25 protein-coding genes are annotated in these 25148 nt (G+C 41.1%); 6 read left to right on the forward strand and 19 right to left on the reverse strand.

Annotation, left to right across the window (positions count from 1 at the left end; translation table 11 throughout):
- Positions 1–22: 22 nt before the first annotated feature.
- The 3 genes from OA84_RS09075 to OA84_RS09085 are packed head-to-tail and all read right to left on the reverse strand — an operon-like array spanning position 23 to position 2509.
- Positions 23–1144, reverse strand: a complete 1122-nt coding sequence (locus OA84_RS09075) for an alanine racemase (protein WP_052252164.1) — start codon at positions 1142–1144, stop codon at positions 23–25.
- 1 nt (position 1145) lies between these two features.
- Positions 1146–1592, reverse strand: a complete 447-nt coding sequence (locus OA84_RS09080) for a GNAT family N-acetyltransferase (RefSeq protein WP_039345042.1) — start codon at positions 1590–1592, stop codon at positions 1146–1148.
- Between the two features lie 11 nt (positions 1593–1603).
- Complete coding sequence (locus OA84_RS09085) at positions 1604–2509, reverse strand: universal stress protein (RefSeq protein ID WP_039345046.1); 906 nt, start codon at positions 2507–2509, stop codon at positions 1604–1606.
- A gap of 245 nt (positions 2510–2754) precedes the next feature.
- Here OA84_RS09085 and OA84_RS09090 point away from each other — a divergent pair, with 245 nt between their 5' ends.
- Positions 2755–3303: a DUF4256 domain-containing protein gene (locus tag OA84_RS09090; RefSeq protein WP_039345049.1), complete on the forward strand. Its 549-nt coding sequence runs from the start codon at positions 2755–2757 to the stop codon at positions 3301–3303.
- 56 nt (positions 3304–3359) lie between these two features.
- On the opposite strand, the gene OA84_RS09095 is transcribed toward OA84_RS09090, so the two are convergent.
- Positions 3360–3806, reverse strand: coding sequence for a DUF1810 domain-containing protein (locus OA84_RS09095; RefSeq protein ID WP_039345982.1), 447 nt, complete (start codon positions 3804–3806; stop codon positions 3360–3362).
- A gap of 183 nt (positions 3807–3989) precedes the next feature.
- Between OA84_RS09095 and OA84_RS09100 the strand changes: the two genes are divergently transcribed.
- Positions 3990–4973 (forward strand): hypothetical protein, encoded by a 984-nt coding sequence (locus tag OA84_RS09100; protein WP_039345052.1) that lies wholly within the window; start codon positions 3990–3992, stop codon positions 4971–4973.
- Positions 4974–4986: 13 nt separating this feature from the next.
- Here OA84_RS09100 and OA84_RS09105 read toward each other — a convergent pair whose 3' ends face one another.
- A complete protein-coding gene (locus tag OA84_RS09105; protein ID WP_039345055.1) occupies positions 4987–6036 on the reverse strand; it encodes an AI-2E family transporter in 1050 nt (349 codons plus the stop codon).
- 339 nt (positions 6037–6375) lie between these two features.
- Here OA84_RS09105 and OA84_RS09110 point away from each other — a divergent pair, with 339 nt between their 5' ends.
- Entirely contained in the window at positions 6376–6810 is a 435-nt protein-coding gene (locus OA84_RS09110; RefSeq protein WP_039345058.1) for a cold-shock protein, read from the forward strand.
- A 67-nt stretch (positions 6811–6877) separates the two neighbouring features.
- On the forward strand, positions 6878–7399 hold the full coding sequence (locus OA84_RS09115; RefSeq protein WP_039345061.1) for a DNA-3-methyladenine glycosylase: 522 nt from the start codon (positions 6878–6880) through the stop codon (positions 7397–7399).
- Between the two features lie 80 nt (positions 7400–7479).
- On the opposite strand, the gene OA84_RS09120 is transcribed toward OA84_RS09115, so the two are convergent.
- From OA84_RS09120 to OA84_RS09150, 7 genes are all read right to left on the reverse strand, one after another.
- Positions 7480–7839, reverse strand: coding sequence for a response regulator (locus OA84_RS09120; protein WP_039345063.1), 360 nt, complete (start codon positions 7837–7839; stop codon positions 7480–7482).
- 13 nt (positions 7840–7852) lie between these two features.
- Positions 7853–8416 (reverse strand): chemotaxis protein CheB, encoded by a 564-nt coding sequence (locus OA84_RS09125; RefSeq protein ID WP_185093406.1) that lies wholly within the window; start codon positions 8414–8416, stop codon positions 7853–7855.
- Positions 8416–9240, reverse strand: coding sequence for a CheR family methyltransferase (locus OA84_RS09130; protein ID WP_039345069.1), 825 nt, complete (start codon positions 9238–9240; stop codon positions 8416–8418). Before OA84_RS09130 ends, OA84_RS09125 begins: the two co-directional genes overlap by 1 nt.
- Positions 9241–9242: 2 nt before the next feature.
- Positions 9243–9620 (reverse strand): response regulator, encoded by a 378-nt coding sequence (locus tag OA84_RS09135; RefSeq protein WP_316930500.1) that lies wholly within the window; start codon positions 9618–9620, stop codon positions 9243–9245.
- Positions 9621–9629: 9 nt separating this feature from the next.
- Positions 9630–13211 carry a response regulator gene (locus OA84_RS09140; RefSeq protein WP_039345082.1) on the reverse strand — a complete coding sequence of 1194 codons (3582 nt, stop codon included), beginning with the start codon at positions 13209–13211 and terminating at the stop codon, positions 9630–9632.
- A gap of 9 nt (positions 13212–13220) precedes the next feature.
- Positions 13221–14348 (reverse strand): ATP-binding response regulator, encoded by a 1128-nt coding sequence (locus tag OA84_RS09145; RefSeq protein ID WP_039345085.1) that lies wholly within the window; start codon positions 14346–14348, stop codon positions 13221–13223.
- Positions 14349–14786: 438 nt separating this feature from the next.
- The gene (locus OA84_RS09150) at positions 14787–15800 is read right to left on the reverse strand and encodes an SDR family oxidoreductase (protein ID WP_052252165.1); all 1014 of its coding nucleotides are present in this window, start codon (positions 15798–15800) and stop codon (positions 14787–14789) included.
- Between the two features lie 390 nt (positions 15801–16190).
- Between OA84_RS09150 and OA84_RS09155 the strand changes: the two genes are divergently transcribed.
- On the forward strand, positions 16191–16688 hold the full coding sequence (locus OA84_RS09155) for a c-type cytochrome (protein ID WP_052252166.1): 498 nt from the start codon (positions 16191–16193) through the stop codon (positions 16686–16688).
- A 14-nt stretch (positions 16689–16702) separates the two neighbouring features.
- On the opposite strand, the gene OA84_RS09160 is transcribed toward OA84_RS09155, so the two are convergent.
- The 7 genes from OA84_RS09160 to OA84_RS09195 are packed head-to-tail and all read right to left on the reverse strand — an operon-like array spanning position 16703 to position 23937.
- Positions 16703–17149 carry a hypothetical protein gene (locus tag OA84_RS09160; RefSeq protein ID WP_039345088.1) on the reverse strand — a complete coding sequence of 149 codons (447 nt, stop codon included), beginning with the start codon at positions 17147–17149 and terminating at the stop codon, positions 16703–16705.
- A gap of 25 nt (positions 17150–17174) precedes the next feature.
- A complete protein-coding gene (locus OA84_RS09165; protein ID WP_039345090.1) occupies positions 17175–17507 on the reverse strand; it encodes a hypothetical protein in 333 nt (110 codons plus the stop codon).
- 44 nt (positions 17508–17551) lie between these two features.
- The gene (locus tag OA84_RS09170) at positions 17552–19009 is read right to left on the reverse strand and encodes a 5-methylcytosine restriction system specificity protein McrC (RefSeq protein WP_039345092.1); all 1458 of its coding nucleotides are present in this window, start codon (positions 19007–19009) and stop codon (positions 17552–17554) included.
- Positions 19006–20715 carry an McrB family protein gene (locus OA84_RS09175; protein WP_052252167.1) on the reverse strand — a complete coding sequence of 570 codons (1710 nt, stop codon included), beginning with the start codon at positions 20713–20715 and terminating at the stop codon, positions 19006–19008. The genes OA84_RS09170 and OA84_RS09175 overlap by 4 nt, the downstream gene beginning before the upstream one ends.
- 4 nt (positions 20716–20719) lie before the next feature.
- Complete coding sequence (locus OA84_RS09180) at positions 20720–21736, reverse strand: RNA-binding domain-containing protein (protein WP_039345094.1); 1017 nt, start codon at positions 21734–21736, stop codon at positions 20720–20722.
- A 10-nt stretch (positions 21737–21746) separates the two neighbouring features.
- Entirely contained in the window at positions 21747–23255 is a 1509-nt protein-coding gene (locus tag OA84_RS11495) for a restriction endonuclease subunit S (protein ID WP_052252168.1), read from the reverse strand.
- Entirely contained in the window at positions 23248–23937 is a 690-nt protein-coding gene (locus OA84_RS09195; protein WP_039345097.1) for a type I restriction endonuclease, read from the reverse strand. Before OA84_RS09195 ends, OA84_RS11495 begins: the two co-directional genes overlap by 8 nt.
- Positions 23938–24352: 415 nt before the next feature.
- Between OA84_RS09195 and OA84_RS09205 the strand changes: the two genes are divergently transcribed.
- Entirely contained in the window at positions 24353–25078 is a 726-nt protein-coding gene (locus OA84_RS09205; protein ID WP_156965059.1) for a DUF6266 family protein, read from the forward strand.
- Positions 25079–25148 lie beyond the last annotated feature (70 nt).

Below are 25148 nucleotides of genomic sequence, written 5' to 3' on the forward strand. Positions count from 1 at the left end.
TAAAACACCTAAATTCTATGATTTAGTTCAAACATAAATAATGATCTGAACTACCGCCAAGGTGAACAACTTCAGTTTTCACCTTTTTGTCTACGTAATCGGAATTCATGGCGCGCAAAACCGCCATATAATTCATGCTGAAATCGATGGTGTCGCCAACCTCCAGATTTTCAGAATTTTCACCTAAATCTAAAATCAGCATATCCGAACTCGCGCCAATAATTTCGATATCGGAATTTAAAGCCTGAATATCTTTATGATCAATATCCAGCAAACCGACATCAACAATGGCGCGCAGCGAAAGTTTTCCTTTTTCATTTTCGGAAAAAACAGGTGTTTCGCCGGTTAAATTTGTCCCGGGGGTTCCGGACGGAATCGTTGGTTTTTGCTGCATTTCGATAATTTCAGCGGTCAGCGTGAAAACATCGTGGTACATTCCGCTGAGCAGGGAATCCTGATAGACATTCGTACCAAAAAACAAAGTTTCACCAACCCGGAAATGATTGATTCCAAACGGAACTTCATTGGTAAAAATAAGTGGAATTGTCACCGAAGAACCACCGGAAATGTACGGAATTTTCTCACCGGAATGTTCTTCCACGATTTCTTTGAAACGGTTGAGCTTGGACAATTTCTTCTCGTCTGGTAAGATGCCGTTCAGGCAATTCAAATTGGTTCCCAGACCAACGACTTCAATATTCGGCAGCGCCAAAACGTCGTCGTAGAAAGACATCAGGTTGCGCGCCATAATTCCCTCACGCAGCTCGCCCATTTCGACCATGAGCACCACTTTGTGGGTTTTCTGCTGTTTTACGGCTTCCGCGGAAAGCACTTCCAGCGTCGCAAGCTCGGTATTGAAACTTACATCAGCAAACTGCACAATGCTTTTTGCCAAACGTTTTGCAGGAGGTTTAATGTAAATCGTCTGCGTTTTTGGTGAAAGTTTTTTGATGGTTTTCAGATTGCTTAGCCGCGAATCGCAAATCTCGGTGTTGCTGATATTGAGCAAAACTTCCAGGAATTTTTCGTTGCCACACAGCAGTTTTGCTACAATCGCCCACTCGATTTCGTGTTCGCGGAAAAGTTGATCCAGAACTTTGAAATTATGACGCAATTTTGTAGCATGTAAAGTAATATATGACATCTTATTTTTTTAATCTCATTTCGAGATATTTGCTTGTAAAACCAAGGTTTTGGTAAAGGAATTTTGCCGGATTATCCGGTTCACAGTGAAGCGCCATATCGCCTTCGGAAACTTCTATTGCGGTCTGCATCAGTCTTTTGCCAAGCCCCTGACCGCGCATTGATTTGTCGGTAGCTATATATACCAGAATATTTTCCGGAATATAACCTTGCATGCCGGTTTTGTTCACCACCACGGCGCCTGCAATGCGTTGTGTCACGGTATTAAAAGCACTCAGCACCACACCGCCGGGTTTATTATCAATTCCAAAAGCGTAATTCACCGCTTTTTCTATTTCGGCTTTCGGATCGCCGTATTGCTCCAGACTTTCCACCAGAAAATCTATAATATCTTCTTTTGTGTGTTCGTCTGCTATATTTTCGTGGGTATAAATATTTATTTTAATCATTATTTTAATTTTTATCCGGGAAACGGCAAAGTCACGTCGAAACCTGTAAGCGGCTCTTCGCTAATTCGTTCACCTTTTGTCTTCACAATAAAAAGCGGGACATCGGTGCCGTTAATCATTTTTTTAAAGAAATTTTCAGCCATAAAAGATTTCCAGGAATTTTCGTCCTGATCCGCCAATACGATAATATCGCTTTCTTCGCGCTGTGCGGTTTCTACAATTTCGTCGGCATTATCCGCGCACAGTTTGAACTCCGAAACATAATCAGCCCCTTTCGTCTGCATTACTTTCCGCATTTCAGCGTAAGATTTTTTAATCATAGCAAGCCGCTCAGCATCTGCAACACCTAATAAGTTAATTCCACCTTCATTTTTTTCGGCCAAAACAAGGGAAATTTTTGCTTTTTCAGCTAAATCATTTTCTACACGAACCGGCAAAAGGATTTTCTTGAAATGCGTTTTTTTTGTAAAAGTCTCTGGAACCAAAAGCACCGAAGTTGCCGCGTACTGCAGGATATTGTACGAATTGGAACCTAAAATAAAGCTTTTCACATCCTGTTTTCCCGAGGTTCCAAGAACAACTAAATCCACACTTTCTTCCCGAATCAGTTCATTAATGCTGGCAGTAAGACCTTGCGTGCTTAGCTTAATTTCGATTTCGATATTGAAATTCTGCTGAAGCGCTCCGCGGATCTCATTAAGTTTAAGCTGCGCCACGTCAAGCGATTGCTGCACAATTTCGGAACCTATTACCTGCTTTCCGCCGCGATCCATTAAATAATAAGTGTGTACGACATGCAGAATAATTATTTTCGAACCGTGGCGCATTGCCATTTCCGTCGCCAAACGCACAGCGTTTTCTGCTTTCGCGGAAAAATCCGTAGGAACTAAAAGTGTTTTCAATGGACTGCTCATCATCAGAGTATTTTATGGTTTGCAAATTTATGGGCTCGAATTTCAAAAGCGTGGCTAAAAAAAGCCGGTTTGTGGTATCAATTATCTTCTTTAAGAATGTATTTTGACACACAAATTAAATAAGAAAATCTGCTAAATGATTTTTCGTTCATTAAATATCGGAAAATTTAAATTGAAAAATTATCTGCTTTATGATCATATTTTCTTCAATTTCAAAAAATATTATCTTTAACTTCAAATTCATTGCCATGAAAAATACCGAGACTAATGACGCTTTGCTAAAGATTTTAAAAAAACGTTTCGACCAAAATATGCAGCGGCACGAAAATTTAAGCTGGAGCGAAATTGAAAAAAAACTGCAGAATAACGCCGAAAAATTAAACTCTTTACAGCTTATGGAAGCCAGCGGCGGCGAACCGGATGTAGTGGGTTTTGATGAAAAAAGCAATAAATTTCTCTTTTTCGATTGTGCTCCGGAAAGTCCCGCGGGCAGACGAAGTTTTTGCTACGACAAAGCGGCGCTGGAAAAACGCAAAGAAAACAAACCGAAAAATAATGCCGAAGAAGCGGCAAAATTAATGGGAATTGAACTGCTGACCGAAGAAGAATATCATTTTCTGCAAACTCTGGGAAAGTTCGACACGAAAACTTCAAGCTGGTTGAAAACTCCGGAAAACATCCGTAAACTTGGTGGTGCTATTTTCGGTGATTGTCGCTATGACACGGTTTTCATTTACCACAACGGCGCAGAATCTTATTACGCTTCTCGCGGCTTTCGCGGTGTTTTACGCGTTTAGAACTTCAGAAAAATTAGTCGTTAAAAGGGCAAATTTTTCGGTTTTTTCCGAACGTTTTAAGCCAAAATATTCAGTGTATTTTCGTCTTTTTTACCATCGTAATATTTCCCGAGCGCTTTGCTGAAAATGCGGTATTTTCCCTCGGAAAACTTTTTTGGATTTTCTTCGACCATGAAATTAAACAAGGTGAGACATGATTTAAATTTCAGAAAATCCGGATAGCCAAAAATCTGCTCCGCCGATTTTCCGTGTACGTCATCAACCAAAATTTTTGTTAACCGCAACAGCCTTTCACCTAAAACTTCGTGGGTCAAATACGCTTCAGCTTCCGCTAAATCCTGAATTTCAAATTCGCGCGCGATGGCAGATCTTCCCAAACCTTTAATCTGCGGAAAAATATACCACATCCAGTGCGTAGTTTTTTTACCGTTTTTCAGTTCCTGCAAAGCATCTTCGAAAGAATTTTTCTGCGCCTCGACGAAACGGTTTAATTGAGTTTCCATTTTTTGTGTTTTAAAGCTTAAAGTTACCGGATTTAATTCAAATTTTTTAGCTGCTTTAAGGGCTAATTTTTCAAAATTTCTAAAGTCTGCTTTTCTCAAAACCTAACATTTCTCATCGATTTTACCGTGCCGTTTCGGCAAAAAACCGCGCTTTAATGGTTATATTTGCCAAAATTTTTATCCATGCGCGAAGCACTTTTCAATCCGTTTCAGGAAATGATTTTCAATGACCAGTTCTGTTTCCTCACCGGTGACCTGACGACCGAAAAAATGTCGGTTTATCCGGAGTGGCTGCTGAATCATTTTGATTTTGCCAATGACCGGATTGAAATGATGGACAAATCGAAATCGTATCAGTACAAAGATTTGCAGCTGCCGTGTTCACCGCGCGTGAAAAAAGCTTTCGAAGCTTTGGAAGAACAAATCCAGACCGCTTATAAAAAAGGCTACGAAGGAATGGCGACGCTGGACGAGCAGCTGATTTTCCTTTGGGCCGGACGCATGGTGTACGGAATGTTGTACTATGAAATGCGCTACGAAACCACACGACTGATGAAAAAAGGAGAAAATTTTGACCTTTCCTCATCGCTGCGCGAAAGGTTTGGGAACTTCCATCTGATGATGCAGTCCATCGTGGAACCTATAACTTTCGTGGGCAGAAAACCCTGGACAATTGTAGTTTTTCCGCTGAAATATTCCGCGGACATCATCAGTTACCGCGACGATACCATTAATTTGCTTTTCCAGTTCGGCATCAATGGTTTTGGATTTATCGCATGTTTGCAGGACAACGGCGTGATCGGCAATAAACAGCAGGAAATTCTGGAAAAAATGAAAGGTCACGTTTTGCATCCGGTGCAGTTTGAGGAGCTTTTCGCGCGTTTCCACTATTCCGATTATATTTTGCAGTATAAAGCGGAATATGATATTAAAAAAAATATAAACGGAATTACGATTGAAGCACTTCCGATTGAAGCTAACGCGAACCGGCCGGTTTTCGGATTTTGGGATGAAGATATTTTTGCGCAGCTACTTGCGAATTATTGGTCGGTGTACGGCATTCAGCGCGAAGATATTATTCAGTTCCAAAAACCGCCGATGAGTTTTCTGGAAAATCCATACACCAAAGATTTCATTTTACCGGAAAATATCGATTTGCCGTTTTAGAAAAATTTGCCGTTTAACCGGCATTTTTTTCATTTTCAGCTTGCTGTTTTTCTACGTATAATTTATTGACGACCGTCATGATGATGGCAACAACCGGCGTGGCAAGCAAAACGCCCCAAAAACCGGCGATCAAACCCATCGCGACCTGACCAAAAATGAGCAAAGCAGGTGGAACGCTGACCATTTTTTTCTGAATTAAAGGTTGAGTGACGGTGCTTTGAACAATTTGGATAAAAGTATACAGGCCGAGCACAAGCAGCGCGGTGTTTGGACCTTGCATCAAGCCCAGTAAAACTGCTGGAACGAGCGCAATGAGCGGTCCGAAATTCGGGATGAAATTGAGCAAACCGGCGATTAAAGCTAAGGTAAGAATCAGAGGCATACCGAGAATCCAAAGTCCCAAACCGGAAAGAACGGCGATGAAAAAAAAGCCGAAGATTTCACCTTTAATCCAGTTTTTCAGCACGCGGTGAATTTCGTCATAAAGATTTTCGGCGGTTTTTTTTCCTTTCGACGGTACGAGGTGAATGATGCCGCGACGGTAAACACTGGGACCTGCGGTGAAAAATATGGCAAGCAAAAGCACGATATAAATATCACTTAAAATTCCGAAAGTTGAAGAGAAAAAGGATTTCAAAGCGGAAGTTGCTTTGCCGGAATTCAGAGACTTGGTAGAATAATTAAGAATTTTTTCGCCCAAAGGTCTTTCGGAAAGCCAGGTTTTGGCATTGTTGATCGTTTGCGGCAGTTTTTGTGAAAGTTCATCAACCTGAGAATTTAAGCGTGCACCGACGAACCAAAAAAACGCGCCGATAATAATGAGATTCAGCACAATTGAAACGATAAGCGCGTAAGGTGAACCGATTTTCAGTTTTTCGGTAATTAAACCTGCGAAGGCGTGAAAATAAATACTGATTAAAGCGCCGGCAAGAACCAGTAAAAGCAGATTTAAAAGCGTGCTGAAAAGATAGGCGATTACCACAAAAAGCAAAAGAATTCCGGCGGCGATCCAGACTTTGTTTTTGAAATCGAGGTTTTTTGAAGCAGGAGAATTTTGATCCATAAGGCAAGAATTTTATGGTAAAAATGAAGAAGTGCTATTGTAAAGGTAGAAATTTTGAAATAAAAAATTTTTAAATATCAAAAGCTAAATCGAAAATTTTGGCCTTTTTAGCAGCAAATTGTTTAGAAGTTCAAAAGTTTAAAATGGAAAAAAATGCGGTTTTAGCACGGAATTTTTTAGAACAACAAAAATTAAAATCGAAAAAAATGATGTTTTGTGCGGGATTTTTTTTAAGACAGTAAAATATTCTTTAGTTAAAATTGAAATTTTAGCGGTTTAATTGTTTTGTATTAAGTAATTTTGTACCTTATCACTTAATCTAAAAACACCAAAAATTATATGGCGGATTCTTTCTCCAAAAAAGAAAACTTTAAGAAAAAACTTCAGAAACAAAAAGAAAAAGCTGCTCGCCGTGAGGAGCGGAAGGACAGCAACGACAAAGGAAAAAGCCTGGACGACATGATTATGTACGTGGATGCCAACGGTCAGTTCACTAGCACGCCTCCGGATAAAAGAAATGATGAAGATTTTGATTTAGGAAACATTCAGCTTGGCGCGGCGCCGATTGAAGCTGAAAATCCTATTAAATCAGGTATCGTTACTTTTTTCAGCGAAAAGGGTTACGGTTTCATCACCGAAGATAAATCGAAGGAAAATATATTCTTTCACAGCAATAACTGCGAAGAGATGATTAAGAAAGGCAATAAAGTGTCTTTCGAGATTGAAAAATCGCCCAAAGGACTGTCGGCAATGAACATCAAACTCATCCGATAAAAAATAAAAAAAGCTTCTTTCAGGAGCTTTTTTTTATGTTAATTTGAGCGGGTAAAAATTCTTTAAAATGCCAGCACGACTTTGCAAATCCTATTTTCAGGAGAAAAATGCTCCGGAGCTTGCGCGCGAGCTTTTGGGAAAAACTTTGGTACGCCAATTCCCCGATGGCCGGGAAATCCGCAGCAAAATAACGGAAACCGAAGCCTATTTCGGAACCGATGATGAAGCAAGTCACGCCAGCAAAGGCCGCACGCCACGGACTGATCTGATGTTCGGCGAGGGCGGTCACGTCTATGTTTATCTGATTTACGGAAAATATTGGCTGCTGAATATCGTCACCGGAAGAGCGCATACGCCGGAAGCCGTGCTTATCCGTGGACTGAAGACCGTAAGCGGACCGGGACGGTTGGGGAACCTCTTGGAACTGGATCGTAGCTTTTACGGAGAAGATCTAGGCATTTCGGAAAGGCTGTGGCTGGAAGATTCTAAAATATCGGGAACTATTAAAAGCGGACCGCGCGTGGGAATTGATTATGCAGAAGAAGAATGGCGGTTGAAGCCCTGGCGCTTTTGGCTGGAAAAAGATTAAATAAAAAAATATCGCTATTTAAGGCGATATTTTTTTTAATCGGAAGACATCAAACTTAATTTGTACAATAGCATTTTCAATTATTCGGTGTATTTTTTTACTGTTTTTTCAAAGAGATAAACGTCAAAAGGTTTTGCAAGGAAATCATCTGCGCCGGCTTCCGTGGCAAGTTTGCTAATATTGCTGTTTGCAGAAAAATAGATTACCGGAATGTTTCGCAGTTTGGGATCTGTTTTAAGCAGTTTAGTCGCTTCAATTCCGCTGATATCAGGCAACCAGTTGTCCATAAAAATCAGGTCGGGCATATAATCAGTAACCTGCTGCACCACGCTGTTGGTAGTTGGCGACGTTCTTACTTCGCAGCCTATGTCCTGAAGAATTTCGGTACAAAGTTCCAAAATTTCGACATTATCATCAAAAATAAACACTTTCTTTTTCATATCACTTTTGGCATTACGCCATTTTATTTATATAATTGGCCATTTCCGTGGGGTACAGCACCGCATCAACATTTACGTGATCGAGCGCAGATTGCGGCATATAAGTTACCACCGCGGAAGTTGGATTCTGAACGAGGACGGTTCCCCCATATTTTTTAATCGCCTGTAACCCTGCGGTTCCGTCGCTGTTGGCTCCCGAAAGCAGCAGACAGGCAAGGTTTTCACCAAAAACTTCGGCAGCACTTTCAAATGTTACATCAATAGACGGACGGGAAAAATTGACTTTCTCTGAGGCATCCAGCGAAAAAGTGTGATCGTTTTCGATGAGCAAATGGTAATTGGGTGGCGCAATATACAGGGTTGCAGGCAACATTTTTTCTTTTTCCTCAACTTCTTTTACCGTCATTTTAGTTCTGGCGGCGAGCAGATTGGTTAAAATATCGTCTTTTCCGGGTTTGCGGTGGAGCACCAGGATAATGGGAAAAGGCAGTGCGGGCTTCAGTCCCGGGAGTAGTTTCAGGAGTACCTCCAGGCTGCCGGCAGATCCGCCAATGAGTAATGCTTCACAGTGTTTCATTATTCATGGATTTTGCGCCAAATTTTTTCACCTTTCAACCTTTCAAAGTTCTTCGCCACGCTGGAGAAATCCAGTGTTTCCTTTGTGCCCAGCGCCAGATAACCAAATTTTTCCAGACTGTTGTTAAAGAGTTCGAAAACCTTATTCTGCAGCGGCCGGTCGAAATAAATGAGAACATTGCGGCAAAGGATGAGCTGGAATTCATTAAAGGAATTGTCGGTCACGAGGTTATGGGTTGAAAAAATAATTTTTGATTTCAGTTCATCATTCAGTTTACCGAGAGAATAATTTGCAGTATAGTAGTCAATAAAGTTTTCAGTTCCGCCTGCGGCGATATAATTTTCGGTATACAATTTTAATTTATTGAGCGGAATCATCGCCTGTCTGGCATTGCCCACGACCTCGCTGTTGATGTCGGTTGCATAAATCAGGGATTTCTGCAGGAGATTAAGTTCCTTTAAAAAAATAGCAACGGAATAGACTTCTTCACCCGTGCTGCAGCCAGCGACCCATATGCGGATAAATGGATAAGTGCCGAGTCGTGGCAGGATTTCGTCTCTTAAGGTTTTATAGAATGCCGGATCGCGAAACATTTCGGTGACATTGATCGTGATTTCCTCCAGAAACCGTTTAAAATACCCGGGTTCGTTTCTTATTTTGTACCGGTATTCGGCGAAACTCACGAATTTGTCCATTTCATAAAGCCGCAGGATTCTGCGTTTCAGCGAAGCGCGGGAATAGCCCGTAAAATCGTAGCCATAGACTTCCAGTACATCGGAAAGCAGAATTTCTATCAGTTCGTCGTTATGCTCGGATGATTTCAAAACTAACCAATTAATTTATTAAGTAAAACAAGCAATTCATCCACATTCACCGGTTTGCTGATATATCCGTCTGCACCAGCTTCCAGACATTTTTCTCTGTCCCCCGTCATGGCCTGGGCTGTAATGGCAATCACTGGGATGTTCTGCAGGGCGCTGTCGTTTTTCATTTTGCCAATGGCTTCATACCCATCCATTTCTGGCATCATCATGTCCATGAGTACGGCTCCGATATTTTTGTTTTTCTCCAACAACTTCAGTCCTTTTACTGCACTTGACGCGGAAAGACAAGTGTACTTTTTAGCTTTCAGTACCGCGCTGAGCGCGAAGATATTCCGGCTGTCGTCGTCGATGATCAGGATTTCCTTTTCGGTATTCATCATAATGAATTTTTAAATTTTATCGTACAGCCAAACTCTAAGTAATGAGATCAGCTGGTCGATGTCCACAGGTTTCGAAATATAATCTGAGGCGCCAACAGCGATGCATTTCTCACGGTCGCCCATCATTGCTTTTGAGGTTACGGCCAGCACCGGCAGGTTTTTAAACTGAGGCATGCTACGGATTTCGCGGATACTTTCATAGCCATCCATTTCCGGCATCATCATGTCCATCAGCACGACATCAATGGTGGGATCATTTTTAAGGGTGTTGAGTGCTTCCTTTCCGTCCATAGCAGGAACTACTTTCATTCCGTGAAGTTCCAGGGCTTTGGTGAGCGAAAAAATGTTCCTTACATCATCGTCCGCAATGAGTACGGTTTTGTCTTTCAGGATATTGCGAAGTTCACCCAAATTTTCGAAGCCTCCGTTATTTTGCTTGTTCTTTTTGGTTTTTTCTTCCACCAAGTGCAGAAACAAACCGGCTTCATCTAAGATTCGCTGATATGAGTACGCAGTTTTCACCACAATGGAATCTGCATATTTCTTGATTCGGTTTTCTTCACCCTGAGAAAGGTTTTTCCCGGTGAACACAATGATCGGAAGCTGCTCCAGTCCTTTGTTCTGTTTGATGGTTTCCAGTGTTTCGTAGGCGGTTCTGTCGGGAACACCCATATCCAGAATCACACAATCGATTTCACGGTTTTGCAGGGCGTCGATACTGTCTGAAACATTATTGGCGATGTCCGTATTGATGTTGTTGGCACTTAGGAAATAGCTCAGTGCTTTTGCATGCTGCTCGTTTTCCTCTACAATCAGCACTTTTTTTGGGCCTTTCGTCAGTACATTTTCAAGTTTTTTAAAGATTTCCTGCATCTGCTCAAGGGCAAATGGTTTGTTGATGAAATCTACGGCGCCGCGCAGCAAACTCTCCTGTCTGAACTTCATTGAAGACATAATATGCACCGGAATCGGTTTGGTTTCCGCGTTGGATTTCAGCGCTTCCATCACCTGCCAGCCGTCCATGACCGGCAGCTGAATGTCCAGCAGAATTGCCAGCGGTTTAAAATGCTGTGCCATTTCAATCCCTTCATCGCCACGTACGGCAACAAGCACTTTATAGTTTTTCGTGCGGGAAAAATCCACGAGAATCTTGGCAAAAGCCGTATCGTCTTCAATAATCAAAATTACTTTATCACCGGCCTGGATACTTTCGCGGTCGTCATCGATAGATTCAGGAATCCTGTCGGAAATATAACGTTCAGGTTGTGGTTTGGTTTCTGGAATATAAACTGGCGGTTCCAATTGAACTTCCGGCTGGGCATCCTGCACTTTTTCCGAATCTACAGGAACGGTGAGGGCAAATTCGCTTCCTATTCCTTCGGTGCTTTCCAACGTAATTTTGCCACCCAGAAGCCTTGAAAGTTCGCGGCTGATGGAAAGTCCAAGACCTGTACCACCATATTTACGCTGGGTTGAGCCGTCAGCCTGCTGGAAGGCTTCAAACACGAGCCTCATCTTGTCTTTAGCAATACCGATTCCGGTATCAATGACTTTAAAAATAACTTTTTCCTTCGATTCGTCTTGCGAAACTTTCAGCGTAATGCTGCCTTCAGAAGTGAATTTTATGGCGTTTGAAAGCAGGTTTTTAAGAATTTGTTCCAGGCGGAGTTTGTCGGTACGCAGCATCTGGACAACTCCGGCATCTGTTTCAATGTTGAGTTCCAGATTTTTGTCTTTCGCAATAGGGCTGAAAAGCATTCGCATATCTGCCGTAACTTCATTTAAAGGAACATCATTGAACTCAAGCGTCATTTTACCTGATTCAATTTTCGAAAGGTCCAGGATTTCATCGATCAGGGTCAGCAAGCCCTGACCGGAACTCTGCATCACTTCTGCGTATTCAACGTATTGTTCATCCAGATCCTCGCTTTCAGACATGAGTTTCGAAAGCAGTAAAATGGAGTTCAGCGGAGTGCGCAGTTCATGAGACATGTTGGCAAGGAATTCCGACTTGTATTTGGTGCTTTGTTCGAGCTCACGCGATTTCTGCTGAATATCAATGTTTCTTTCCTCAATAAGAGCATTTTTCTCTTCAAGAAGGCTCGTGCGTTCTTCTAGTTCCTGGTTGCTTTGCAGAAGTTCTTCCTGCTGCACGCGGAGTTCTTCTTCGGAAGCTAAAAGCTTTTGAGACTGAGCTTCAAGTTCGGTATTGATATTTTCCAGTTCAGCATGCTGAGACTGAAGTTCCTCGGATTGTGCCTGGGTTTCCTCTAAAAGTTCCTGAAGTCGCACACGGCTCTGCGAACTGTGGAAGGCAAGGCCTATATTTCCCGCAACCGAGGAAAGGAATTCGAGTTGAAGCGGTGTATATTCATGCGTACTCGCAAGTTCCAGTACGCCCAAGGGAATATTGTATCTGGTAATTGGGACGGCCACGACGTTGCGTGGTTTGGTGTTTCCGGTAGCAAAACTGATGGTGGTCTCGTCATCTGGAATCTTTTCCACAACAATTTGCTGTCTAGACTGGAACGCCTGCCCCACAATACCTTCACCAATCTGCAGGACTTTTTGGGTGTCGCTGCCCGAGAGGGCAAAACTGCCTTCCAGATGCAGCCGGTTATCTTCGTGCTGCACATAGAGCGCTGCCACATGACTGTTCGTCTTGGTGGTGATGTGGTCTAAAATATCTGCGGCCAGAACGTTGATATTTTTTTCGCCCATCATACGGTCATTCAGTTGGGCAATCGAAGTGCTCAGCCATTCTTTTTCCTCCAGCGAGTTGAATGAAGTCTGAAGCGATTGGGCCATACGGTTGAGTGGCTCGGCTACATTCCCCAGGCTTTGCTGTGCGTTGTCATCAGAAAGAATATCGTAATCACCATCAGATATCCGTGCGGTTACTTTCTCAATGGCGATAAGGCGGTTCACGGTTTCTTTGTTTATTTCTTTGAGCTCGGTGGCAAGTTTGGTTTTCTCATTAAAATCCAACATGACCTTTCGGAAGAATACCAAGGTGATCGTTATGGCAAGCAGTGCCGAAATAATAATCAGGAACGGCGTGTACGAAGCAAAGCTGTTCATGGTATCGGTACGTTCTTGCAGAATTCTTTCTTCCTCGCTCTGCATTGTATCGACCGTAGCGCGAATTGCATCCATGTATTTTTTACCCGACAGCAGCTGTTCGGCCGTCACATCCTGATTTTTTAACCTTTTGTAGTTTAAGTTTCTATCCAGGATCATAATCCTGGTTTCGATATTTATTTTTAACTGTTCCAGATTTTGGGCCTGTACCGGAGAGGGAGTAATTTCGCTGTTGAGTTCGGTTATGGCCTGTGCAATTTTAACCTTGGCGTTATCATAAGGGGTTAGAAATGCTTCGTCGCCCGTAAGCAGATACCCACGCTGGCCGGTCTCCGCATCTTTAACGAGCGAAAAAACCCGGTCCAGGTTTTTAATTGTATCGTTGCTTTCGCGGACCATTTTGGAACTCCCGATGAGGTTTTTAATACTGATAAAAGACGCCGCAGAGCTTACCAGCAAGAGCAGCATTGATATGCCAAGTCCGTAAAGAAGATTGTTTTTAAAATTCATACACTTTAATTATGATTTCGCATCCATTTCGGGATGCAGGGGGATAGTAAAATAAAATTCAGATCCTTCGCCCGGCACACTGTTTATGCCAATGCTGCCCTGGTGTCTTTCGATGATTTCCTGACAAATATAGAGACCGATTCCCAATCCCTGAAAACGCTCTGAAGTTTCCTCAACCCGGTAAAATTTATCGAAAATCCGAAGCTGATGGTCTTTTGCTATTCCAATGCCAAAATCCCGAACCGAAAAATAAATTTCATTACCACGCTGTTCGGACGTGATGTGAACTTCGTTGCTGTCGGGAGCATATTTAATCGCGTTGGTAATGAAATTAATAATAACCTGTTCCACACGCATTTCGTCACCAAAAATTTCGGTATTGATTTCACCTTTTCTAATGAACTTCACATCGGGATTGGCCTGCTGCATGATTTCAATAATATGATCAAGAATTTCATTGAAATTGAAATATTTTTTATTGAATTTCAGTTTGCCGCTTTCAATCTTGGAGATATCGAGCAGGTCAGCGACCAACAAATTCAGCTTTTCAACCTGGTTCTGTACCTTTTGCAGCCGGGCTTTCACGGTTGCAATGTCGTTTTTGTCCACGCTCCTTTCAAGTAACTGAATATAACCTTTAATACTCGTCATAGGCGTTTTAAGTTCGTGACTGGCAATGCTGATGAACTCGTCTTTTTTACGTTCAGCTTCTTTTCGGAATTCTATTTCTTCCAGAAGTTTTTTCTGCATTTCATTCAGCGCGCGGCTTTGCTCATAAATACGGTAAAATGTTTTCACCTTCAGCAAAAGAATATTCATATCCACGGGCTTGCTGATATAATCCAAACCACCTGAAATATAACCTCTTGTAATCAAATTTACATTGGCGCTGGCGGCGGAGAGAAAAATGATGGCGGTTTCTTTGGCTTTGCTGTAGCCGGATATCGCTTCTGCAACTTCAAATCCATCCATCCCCGGCATCTGTACATCAAGTATGATTAATACGTAGGATTTTTTGAGGATTTTTTTCAGCGCTTCGTCACCTGATGAGGCGGTATCCACCTCAAAACCGTTTTTTTCAAGAACGATCTTTAGCGAAATTATGTTTTCAGGAGCGTCATCAACAATAAGAATCATTTTATAGTAAATTTTTTACAGAAGTGGACAAATATAATGTTTTTGAACGTTAGAAGCTTAAAGCAAGCGGATAAGACCGATGAAATATAACATTTCTAAGTTTATCATATTAAATTCTCTAAAAAGTCTGATCCCGCAAATCGCTTAAAAATCACAAAATGGAAAAAATACCGCGTTCAAGGGCGATATTTTTTGAAATTGTAAGATTTAAATTTTAATTAAACGGACTCGGCGCAACCTCAACTGCAGTTGCGCTTTACTTTAAATACAAAATGAAAAAATACCGCGTTCTAAGGCGGTATTTTTTGAAATTGTAGGATTAAATTTTAATTAAACTTAAGCTGCTGCAACCCAGTACCGTCGCTTTTTACTTTGATAGACAAAATGAAAAAATACCGCGTTGTAAGGCGATATTTTTCTGAGTAAACGTTGCAGACTTTAGTTAGAGACACCACCTAAAACCCCGATAATCTGGCCGGTGATGTAAGAGGAACAAACAGGCGCAGCGAGGAATACGTAGGTTGGTGAAAGTTCTTCCGGTTGTGCGGCACGTTTCATGGGATTTTTAGCTCCAAATTGCTTGACATCATCTTTTTTCTGATCGGCGGGATTTAGTGGCGTCCATACGGGACCGGGAGCAACAGCGTTGACGCGGATGCCTTTTTCCACGAGGTTTTTGGCGAGCGACTGCGTGAAAGCATTGATGCCACCTTTGGTGAGGGAATAATCGATCATCTTCTCATTGCCGAAAAGCCCGTTTACGGAACTGGTGTTGATGATGGAATCTCCTTCTTTCAGGTGTGGCAGCGCGGCCTTGGTCATGTAGAAATAGCCGTAGAGATTGGTTTTCAGGGTTAAATCAAAATGTTCGTCGGAAATCCAGTCGAGCTGTTCGGCGTGCGCCTGAAAAGCTGCATTGTTAACGAGAATATTGAGACCGCCGAGCTGGTTTACGGTTTCTGCCACGGCGGCGCGGCAAAATTCAGCATCGGTGACGTCACCGGAAAGGATTAAGGCGCGGTGACCTTCCGCTTCCACGGCTTTTTTAGTGACTTCGGCGTCTTCGTGTTCGGTGAGGTAAACGATGGCGACGTCGGCACCTTCGCGCGCGAAGAGAACAGCTACAGCGCGTCCGATGCCGGAATCTCCACCCGTGATGAGCGCGACTTTACCTTCTAATTTCCCGGAACCTTTGTAATCGGGAGCTTCGTAGCGCGGCTGAAGCTCCATGTCGGCTTCCAGGCCGGGTTTTTCCAGTTTCTGGTCGGGAAAAGGCGGCGTAGGCTCGTCGCGCTCGTTGGCTTGTGCAGATTTTCCGCCGGATTCTTCTTCTTTCTTTTTTGATTTTGATTTTGATTTTTTATCGAGTTCATCGATATAATCCTGAATTTCGCGGTGTTTTTTGGCGGTTATTTCGGCATTTTTTGCAAATTTTTCCAGATTGTTTTCCATCGTCGTATTTTTTTGTGTTGGTGAATTTTAAGCCAAGGAAGGAGCAAAGATTGTGCAAATGAAGCTTCGGAAAACGGGAAAGCTATTTGAAACGCGCCACCCTAGCCCTGATTGCAGCGGCTACCCCGCAACACGCGTGGGGAAAAGCGCAGGCGTGAGGAGTAATAGCGGAAAGCAGGTTCCCGGCTACGAAAGATTAGTGGTCAGTAATCACTTGTCGGTGGGACAAAATGGAAAAAAACGGTTAAAATGCGGCAAATAAATGCGGCGCTGTAACTTCAGGCTCATAAGTCGCTCACCTTCAAGGGTGGTGCCAAAAAAAATTTCGAGCTAAAAGGCTTATTTTTTGCGGATTTTTTGATAACTTAGTTTTTCCTAAACACTAATGCTATGAAAACCAACAAATTAAAAGACGTGTTATCGTTTACGGGCTTCGTGGGAATGATTGGTGCCCTTATTTTCTTAACCACCAATTCTACCAAAACCTACAAACCGATCAGTGAGTCGCAAACCGAGTGGAAAAACCTGAAAATTCTACCGAAAAACATTACCAAAGACAGCCTGATGTTTGTAATGAAAACCTTCAATGCGTCTCTGGGCGTAGATTGTGCGCACTGCCATGCGGCGCAGAAAGACAACCCGCAAAAGCTGGATTTCCCGTCTGACGCGAAAATGACCAAAGAAGTTGCGCGCGGTATGCTGGCGATGACGAACGACATAAACTCCAAATATTTTCTGCCGCATCGCCCGGACGCGAAACCTAAAAATCTGGTTGCCGTGTACTGCGTTACCTGCCACCGCGGAAATCCGAACCCCGAAAAATATTTGCAGGATGTAAGCAAAATGATTCCGAGACTTATGCCGACCAAACAGAAAAACGAAAAATAGCCGGTTTTACCGGCTTATTTTTTTGCTTTAAGTTTTGCGATAAGCCTTAGGAGCGCCTCACGGTTTTTGGCTTCGTGGTAAAAGCGCGGAAGCTTTTCCAGCAGCGTAAAATGGCTGCGATCTTTGTGTTCGCGCAGTGTGGCTGAAATATAGGCTTCCAGATAATCCAGATGTTCGAGATTAAATGCGAAAAATTCTTCGTTTTTAAAAGGCGCCGCGAACCACAACTTGGCGCCGAAATATTCGTGTGCAGGAATTTTAAGGTCGCCGCGAATTCCCAGCACTTCAGTTGTTGTAGTCGCGATTTTTGAGAAGCCACAGTGCAGGCAGTACAGGCGGGCTTCTTTTTTCTCATGGTCGGCAGTAGCCGCTGCCTTTTTGCCACAGCCGGGACACACGACATCTACGTGATCCTGAAAATGGCTGAGCCGGTGGTTTTTGTCCTGGAAACGGTGAGGCATGGTGGCTAAATATTTAAATAGGTATTTAAGTGTTTAATAAGTCTGGCCGGTGATGGCTGTAGAGAAACTCCCGGAACTTCCTGACATCATCTTCAAGCGCATAACCACCCAGCCAGTGGGTGTAACGGTTATACAGCAGCGCTTTCAGAGACATAGGAATACCATCATCCTCATTAAAAAGGGGCAGCACATCACTCATATATTCCTGCATACGGGGGTGGTCATTACTTCTCTCCTCTTCATTTTCTGCCCACAACTGCTCATACTCCCAGATGAGTCTTTTATTATTTTCGTTATCCCCCGGTTCGGTACCGGGACCTTTGTAGTAGCGAGTGAAGGTGTAAAGGGGGTTACTCATGTTTAATATGTCTTATTTAAGCGCCTGATGACAAAATTTTAGACTTATAAAATAATAGGCAAAGAAATCCCTAGCTTGTATACTTTATGATATGCCAAAAGCTCGCTCCGCTTCTCAATAATATATTCTAGATTAAAATCTTGATTTTTTTGAGCATTTAAATCTGGATAAACAATTAAACAGTCAATATGTCGTTCGTCGTCCTTATCAATACCTAATTCCTTCCTCACTTTATTCAACCGGGTATACCCTGATACTTGCCTGATATCTGCATGAACGTCCTGTGATTTATGCTGCAGCTTATATTTTGTATCGATTACCATTTGAAATCCCGGCTGTGTAATTAAAATATCTAGTGAATTGCCGTACGTGGAAAATTGATATTTTATTTCAGTGGCATACTTAGGATTACTTTGTAATAACTGACGATAAAAGTAGAGTTCAAAAAGAATAGGCATATCGATCCAGAAAGGCGGCGTGAAAATCTTTGTTTCGGTAGTATTTGAAATATTATATGAGAATTTTTTTAGAATATAACCACCGAGTTTGATTCCCTCCTTGTATTCTTTAAAGAATGGATTAAACTTTACATTTTTTAATTCCTCCTCTTTAATTTCATTAGAAACGTTTTCAAAAGCGGGACGACAGTAATTGATAATATGCAGCAACTCTTCCTTAAAAAATACAGATTTATCTGTATTTTTTTGGACGAAAAATATTTCATCATTCTGCACATAATTTACTGCAAAAGCAAAAGCTTTCTTTAAAAACCTGTTCTCGAGATCATTAACACCGAATTCCTGGTATTCACAATACGTTTTGGTAATTCTGTTTTTAAAAATATTCTGCTTGATATGGTGCCCCACCAAAATTTTCCCTTTGACTCTATTAGTCAAATTATTCTGCACTTTGTAATAAGATTTTTTCAAACCTTTTCTAACGATAGACTTCAGAATCTGTAAAAACTGAACAATTAAAAACGGCGTTAGACGGTCTTCTTTTTGTTCAATAGGAATCTGTTCTGCATCCCAATCAATTTTGAGAATAGAAGAAATTAAAGGAGCCGTTCGTGGACTACCAGATAAGTCGAGTAAAATGCTTAAATAATCAACTTCTACTGTACTTTCTGCAGTCTCGGCAGCTTTTTCTGCCGCCTTTTCCACCTGCTGAGTTCTTGGATCTGCAATATCATCTGACTCGGTATGGGCAACGAAGGCGGTTATGAGGGCTGAGTTAATTTTAGGCTCTACCTGAACGAACTTCTCTCCTTTTATTAACCAATCAATGCCTACATAATAATTCGCTGTCAGGTCGCAGGTGTTTTCCTTTAACTGTAGTTGAAAGGGATAATGATGTTGCCCACGGTCCGTTTTGAAAATATTAATGTTCTCAGGATTGAGTTTTTCGAATAGATCTGCAGTGAATTCCAAATGATTTCCTGTTATTGGCTCATCTGCAATGGAAATTGTCTGGCGCCTGTGTTCTGACAGCAGAATTTTCATGACACTTTTTTCAAAGACCGGATATAATCACGGATTGGTTTGTTTTCAACCTCACCCATTAGAATACCATCTTTCACATACTCCTCCAATATAGGAAGGACTTCATACTGCATTTTCATATTAAAAATGGCATCCCGTGCAGTTTCGTCTTTTGCTTTAATTTTATCAGCAATAAAATAACTGTGACCTATCTGGACGTCCTGTATTTCAAACTCAGAACTTACATTTGTCGTCGTAAATAGTTCTGCTACCAAATCGTAGCCTGTCACATTAAAATATATTTCATCATTGTCCGCTAAGCGTTTTGGCGGAACCTCTACAAAAGCAAATCTTCTTCTTATCGCATAATCTATATGACCTACACTTCTATCTGCGGTGTTCATTGTTCCGATGATGAAGAGATTTGGTGGAAGCATAATTTGATATTTATTATCTAAAACTGAGTCTTCAACTGAATACATGCTTTCTACAGCTTTTTCTCGATATTCTAAAGCGTAAATTAACTCTCCTAAAACAGACGAGAGATTGGCTCTGTTGATTTCGTCGATGACTAAAACATAATTTTTAGTTTCTGATAAAATTTTGTTTTCATTTTTAAATTCAGTTTTTATAGAATTTTGAAAATCACTTAAAACTTTGTAATAGTAGCCGTAATGTTGTTTTGCAGAACCGGAAGTATTTGGTAATGCTTTGAAACTTTTTGCATCTACAACATTATTAATATATCCTTCCTTAATATCCGAAAATTTCATTCTGTGTTTTGGTTCACCAAACCAACTATCTCCCGTATAATAAAATGATGAGGCATCTAAATCAAATAATTTTACTTTATCTGTTAGGCGATACTCTCCGCTATTATCTATAGAAGCTTGAACTGTATCTATAAAATTATCAAACTGGTCGTCAATCCAATCTTTGTATGAAATTTGACTTTCTGTTTTTGTGGATTGCTCATAATTTTTATAGGCTTCTTGCGCGAATAAACTCAAAATTTTATTTTCCGCTTTGTACAGTATTCCCTTACCATCTTCCGAAGGTATCGCGCTAATTCCTCTTACAAAATCCTCATAGGTGTAACTTGGGTGAAACTGAACCAATTTGTATTGATCATTATTTTCTAATTGTTTAATATCAGAAAGTCCTAACATTTCTTTTGCAATTAATTCTGCTTCTCTAGTTTTACCAGTTCCTGGTGGACCTTGTAAGATGATTTGTTTTTTATATTTGAGAATCGTTTTTATGTTTTGCATTTTTTGTTTTTTATTGTATAATTTATTCCATTCTCTTATAAAATCTTTAGTTGCATTATTATTCACGCACTTGGTGAGAGTTCCGGAGGCCTGAATATAAGACTTATTATATTTTGACAGCATTATATGAAGTAGATCTTCAGCATCCTCATCTCTAAATGACAATACTTTAACATGACGATAATTCTGGTTCTTATATTTAGCTTCTAAAACGGAGTCTCTAAAACTTTCACTATATACTTCGCAAAGAGCAATCGGATCTTTACCGTCTCGGACCATAACAATATCTCCGACTTTCATACCAGTGCCCTTTTCGTCGGTGAAATTTCTGCATTGTTCATCATCCCAGTTTCCAGTGCCAATGACGGGAACTGTTTCTCGAAGCATTGCCACTGGATCTATTTTAATACTGTTTCTGCCCCAAGGCTGATTCATTTGTATGTGCCAATAATTCATCTATTTATTTTCTTTTTTTACTTCTTGTAGTTTTAATCTTTTCTTTCTGTTTTTTACCATATTCTTCTCTACATTCCTTCATAAAATCCGGCCTTAATAGCATTCTTTCAATTAATGGAATTAACGCTTCAGAATATTTATGAATTTGCGACTTTTTACCAAGACTTATTTCTGTATGATATTTATTATTCTCTTTAATTTTCAGTTTTGAAATAATGCATTGAATCTCATAAGAATTTAATTCGAGCCGCTCCTTTAAATCTGTTGATAGCAAAGGAAATAACTTATCACTTTCCATAACAACCGAGGGCTCCACTAATCCTTCTATATCACCTATCAATCTTAAAGTTGGCAAACCTTCCTCATCACTTTCAACAAACTTTCCTTTTTTTATAAAGTTTAATTTATCAACTATCGATTTATCTAGTAAAATCCTTCCATTTCCTACACTTATTTCTCCTTTATAAGTATCGAAAAGACTAACATTTTGAGGACCGATTTGAGCAATTTTCTGTATGTGCTGCATCCACATTAATCTTTCTTTTTCATTTTCTTTATCTAAAACTGTTCGTAGTTCAGAATATTCAATTTCTTTTGTTTCAGCACGATATCTATAATAAATAGCTCCCTCTCTTAATAATCCATCTTTATTTTTCTTACAAATGAGTGGTTTATTTTCTGCTTCGAGTACAGTTATTTGTCCAAAATCTTTACCGTCGAATTCTAATATTTCTGCAGTCCACTGTATTTCCTGCGAAAAATACTCTCGTATGATTCTATCAATTTTTTTGGGGTCTGTTTCGTGCCATCTTCTGGATAAAATACCAATCGGCAAATGCGGAGAATCTTTAATACCAAAAATTATCTGTCCTCCCTTATTATTTGCCATTCCGACCAGTGTTTTTGCGTATTTAAGTAAATTATCGCCGCCTTGGAAAGATTGCTTGTATTCTAGATCAAAGGATTCACGTCGTTTTACATAGTTACGTCTGTCCAGTTCAAATGTAAAGGTCGGCTTCATGTATTATTTTTTAATAGTTCTCATCTTCCTCCGCCACCATTCCCAAACTCCCCTCTTCCATTTCATATTCCCCAGAAGCTACCGTTACCTGCCCGTTCATCAGCATAGGCAGCAACCAGTCCCGTAATTGGGCGAGCTCCTGGTTTTGTTTTGTATTAATTTTTATTTTAGCGTCAAACTTTGAAACTATTTTTTCAAATTTCTCAAGAATATGCTTGTTTGGATAGCAGAGTTCTAGATTGTATAAATCATCTTTCGTCAGGGAGCCAAAAGTGGTACCTACTGAATTTAAATAGTCAAATTTTTTCTTGAAATAATTCATCTGATAGATTAAGAATGAATTATAATTTTCTTTACTGTTTAATGCAGATAAACCACGGCCAATACAGCAATCGTACATCGCAATATTCATAGTCCCGATAGGAGCTCGTACACTTAATAGAATATCATTTTCTTTTGCGAACCTCGTTGGAGAAGTTGTGTAAATTCTATTCTCAGGAAAGCGCCACCCAAAATCAGTAGAACCCTGAAAAAATATCATTCCCCCTTTCTGTTCGTTATAAGATTCTCCGGAAGGCGACTGCCCCATCGTAATATTCGCAATCTCGTGAAGTCTTTTCACTTCCCACCCCTCAGGAATCTCCCTCTTCAGCACTTCGTTATAAACCATTTTGCCACCGGAGGATTTGTAGCCTCGACTCCGCTCGGCTACCGTACGGCTCCGCTCGGCTACCGGTAAGGGTTGGTCGGCTACCGGTGCGTGTTCGGCGGCTACCGGTGAGTATCCATCAGCTACCGGTGCGTGACGCTCGGCTACCGGTGCGTGTCGATCGCCTATAGTTGCGTGTTCCTCTGCTACTGTTCCATTCTGCGACGCCGGACCCTGAGCGGAGGCGATGGGACCGAAGTCGAAGGGTTTACCCTGAGCGCAGTCGAAGGGAAAATCAAACTGCACAAACCAATAATCATAAAGCGTTTTGGCCATTTCTTCCAGCTCCGCATTGATTTGATTGTTGAGTTCTATTTTGTCATCTAATGCAGAAAGAACTTTGGCGATTTTCTGTTGAACTTTTAGTACGGGAAATTTGAATCTTAAATTGCCAATTTCTTCTGGTTTTATTGACGGATATGCAGAGACAGAATTCTCTGCAATGGTTTGTAAATAACTTGTTACAACGGGATTAGTAAGTTTATAGTAAAGGTATTTGGGATTAATCTCATTTGATTTTACATCGATTGTTGTAAAACCCGTAGAAACAATTAAATTATTGATATTAGTATTTTCTACTATCCCAAAGTGCTCTTGATTTGGCCTAACTGTAGAATATAATATTGTATCGGCTTTTACTTTCCTTTTTGCTCGACTAGGAAAATTAGTGTCAAGATATTGAATATTTTCAATTTTGTTTCTAGTCAAATTACTAGTATCCAGGTAATTTATATATTCATAATTATCTCTGGAAGTTAAACTGCTTCGGTTAAGATCTGCAATTTCATAAATGCTAAAAGACTTATTCATAGCTGACCAGTTTCAATTGCGACTGAATCTCCATATCCAAACTATTTCCCTGCTGAAATAATTCAGCCAAACGGTTTTCAAAGCCACTCATTTTTTCTGCAAATTCTGCGGGAGTAATATCTACATACTCAATCTTCACCTCAAAATACTGCCCAGCCGAAAAAGAATAATTCTTTGCTGCAATTTCTTCTTTTGAAACTACCACAGACAAATCCTCGACGGCCTGCTTTTCATTAAAAGTAGAAATTATTTTATCTTCTTCCGCTGTGGTTAACACGGTTCGCTGGTTTTTGCCTTCTTTAATGGTTTCACCCAGTTTGGTAATATCAGGTCTAAATTCTTCATCCCCGCTTTTACAGGTCAGCTCGGTGGTTACATGAAAACTGTTGTTACTGAAGCTGTCGAAATCGATTAATTTGATGCCGGAAGTTGCAGTTAAGCGCTCATAGAATTTCTTTCCTAAATCGTCATAATCGAGCTCCAGATTGATTTCATCCAATATCCGTTGGGCCTCTTCTTCCGAAATCTCATTGATTCTCGAGATCTCTAATATAAATATTGAAGAAAAAATATTGTTTTCTTCGTTTCTTATCTGCTTAGACGAGGGAACATACTCATAACCCAGACTCATTAATTGCAGTATTGCGGGAATTTTGACTCTTGAGTTTTCGTTGAATGCCATTTAGTTTATAATGGGGTTAATGGTTGTGAAATATACAAATTCCTGCACACATATTCAATTCCCAGTTTTGCCCAAAAACATAAAATCCACCTTCGCATTTTACAGCACTCTCCTTCCCAAAAACACCTTTTTTCCGAAACATTCCGCAACAATTCCGCAAGGACGCCGCAACAAAACCTGCATCAGCGCAGACAGAAGGTGACAGGAGGAGACATTTAAAGACAGAAAAAGACCTACACAGTCAAGCGGTGCCACTTTCGGCCACTACCAGAATCCCAGCGACAAGCAAAGAATAATCCACAGAAAAAGCGACAGAAAAAGCCTGACAGCGCCAACCGAAGACAGTTAAGATGTTTCTGGTGACAGGTGACGCAAATAGGTGTCTTTAACTGAAAGTAGCAGTCAAATTCAGTCAATGCAAGTCACTGTAAATCAATTACTTGCATTTAAAAAGCGCCTGCGTTATATTTGTTACTTAATCTTTAAAACCCCTAAAATTATGGGAACAATCAAGAAAGGAATCCTCGGAGGATTCAGTGGTACGGTAGGTACCGTAGTAGGCGCCAACTGGCGCGGCATGGACGTCATCAGAAGCCGTCCGAAATCTTCAGGCAGCAACCCCACACCTCTGCAGCTTTTGCAGCGCGAGAAGTTTGCCCTGGCGATTAAATTCCAAAACTCCCTGCGCAGCATGCAAAGCCGGCTCTATGGAGAAAATGCAGGTGTAAAATCCCGTGTGAACCTGGCAGCGGCTTATCTGCTTCGTGAAGTGGTGGCGGAAGAAAACGGGCAGGTCTCCCTGATGATGGAAAAAGTGATCGTCACAAAAGGCACGCTTACCGGTTTCCAGAACCTTACCGTTACAGCAGCGCCCGGGCAAACCCTGAACTTTACCTGGGACGACAACAGCAACCAGATGCTGGCGCAGCCAACGGACATTTTCTGTACGGCGGTCTACGAGGAGGAATCGGGTGAGTTTGCCATTAAGGAAGGTCCGGAGGAACGGAGCACAGGTGCATCCTCTATAGTGCTCGCGGAAACGTGGAGTGGAAAGAACGTACATGTATATGCCTTCTTTCAGAATGCCCAACAGGACTCCGCATGTAATTCGGTATATCTGGGAACGGTGGTCGTGCAATAGTGCCGCCGCATTTACGCGGTCACAAAGCGCCGCAGGATTCAAAAGTTCCTGCGGTTTTTATTTATTCGGT

Source organism: Kaistella solincola (assembly GCF_000812875.1).
In the GTDB taxonomy this organism is placed as follows: Bacteria; Bacteroidota; Bacteroidia; order Flavobacteriales; family Weeksellaceae; genus Kaistella; species Kaistella solincola.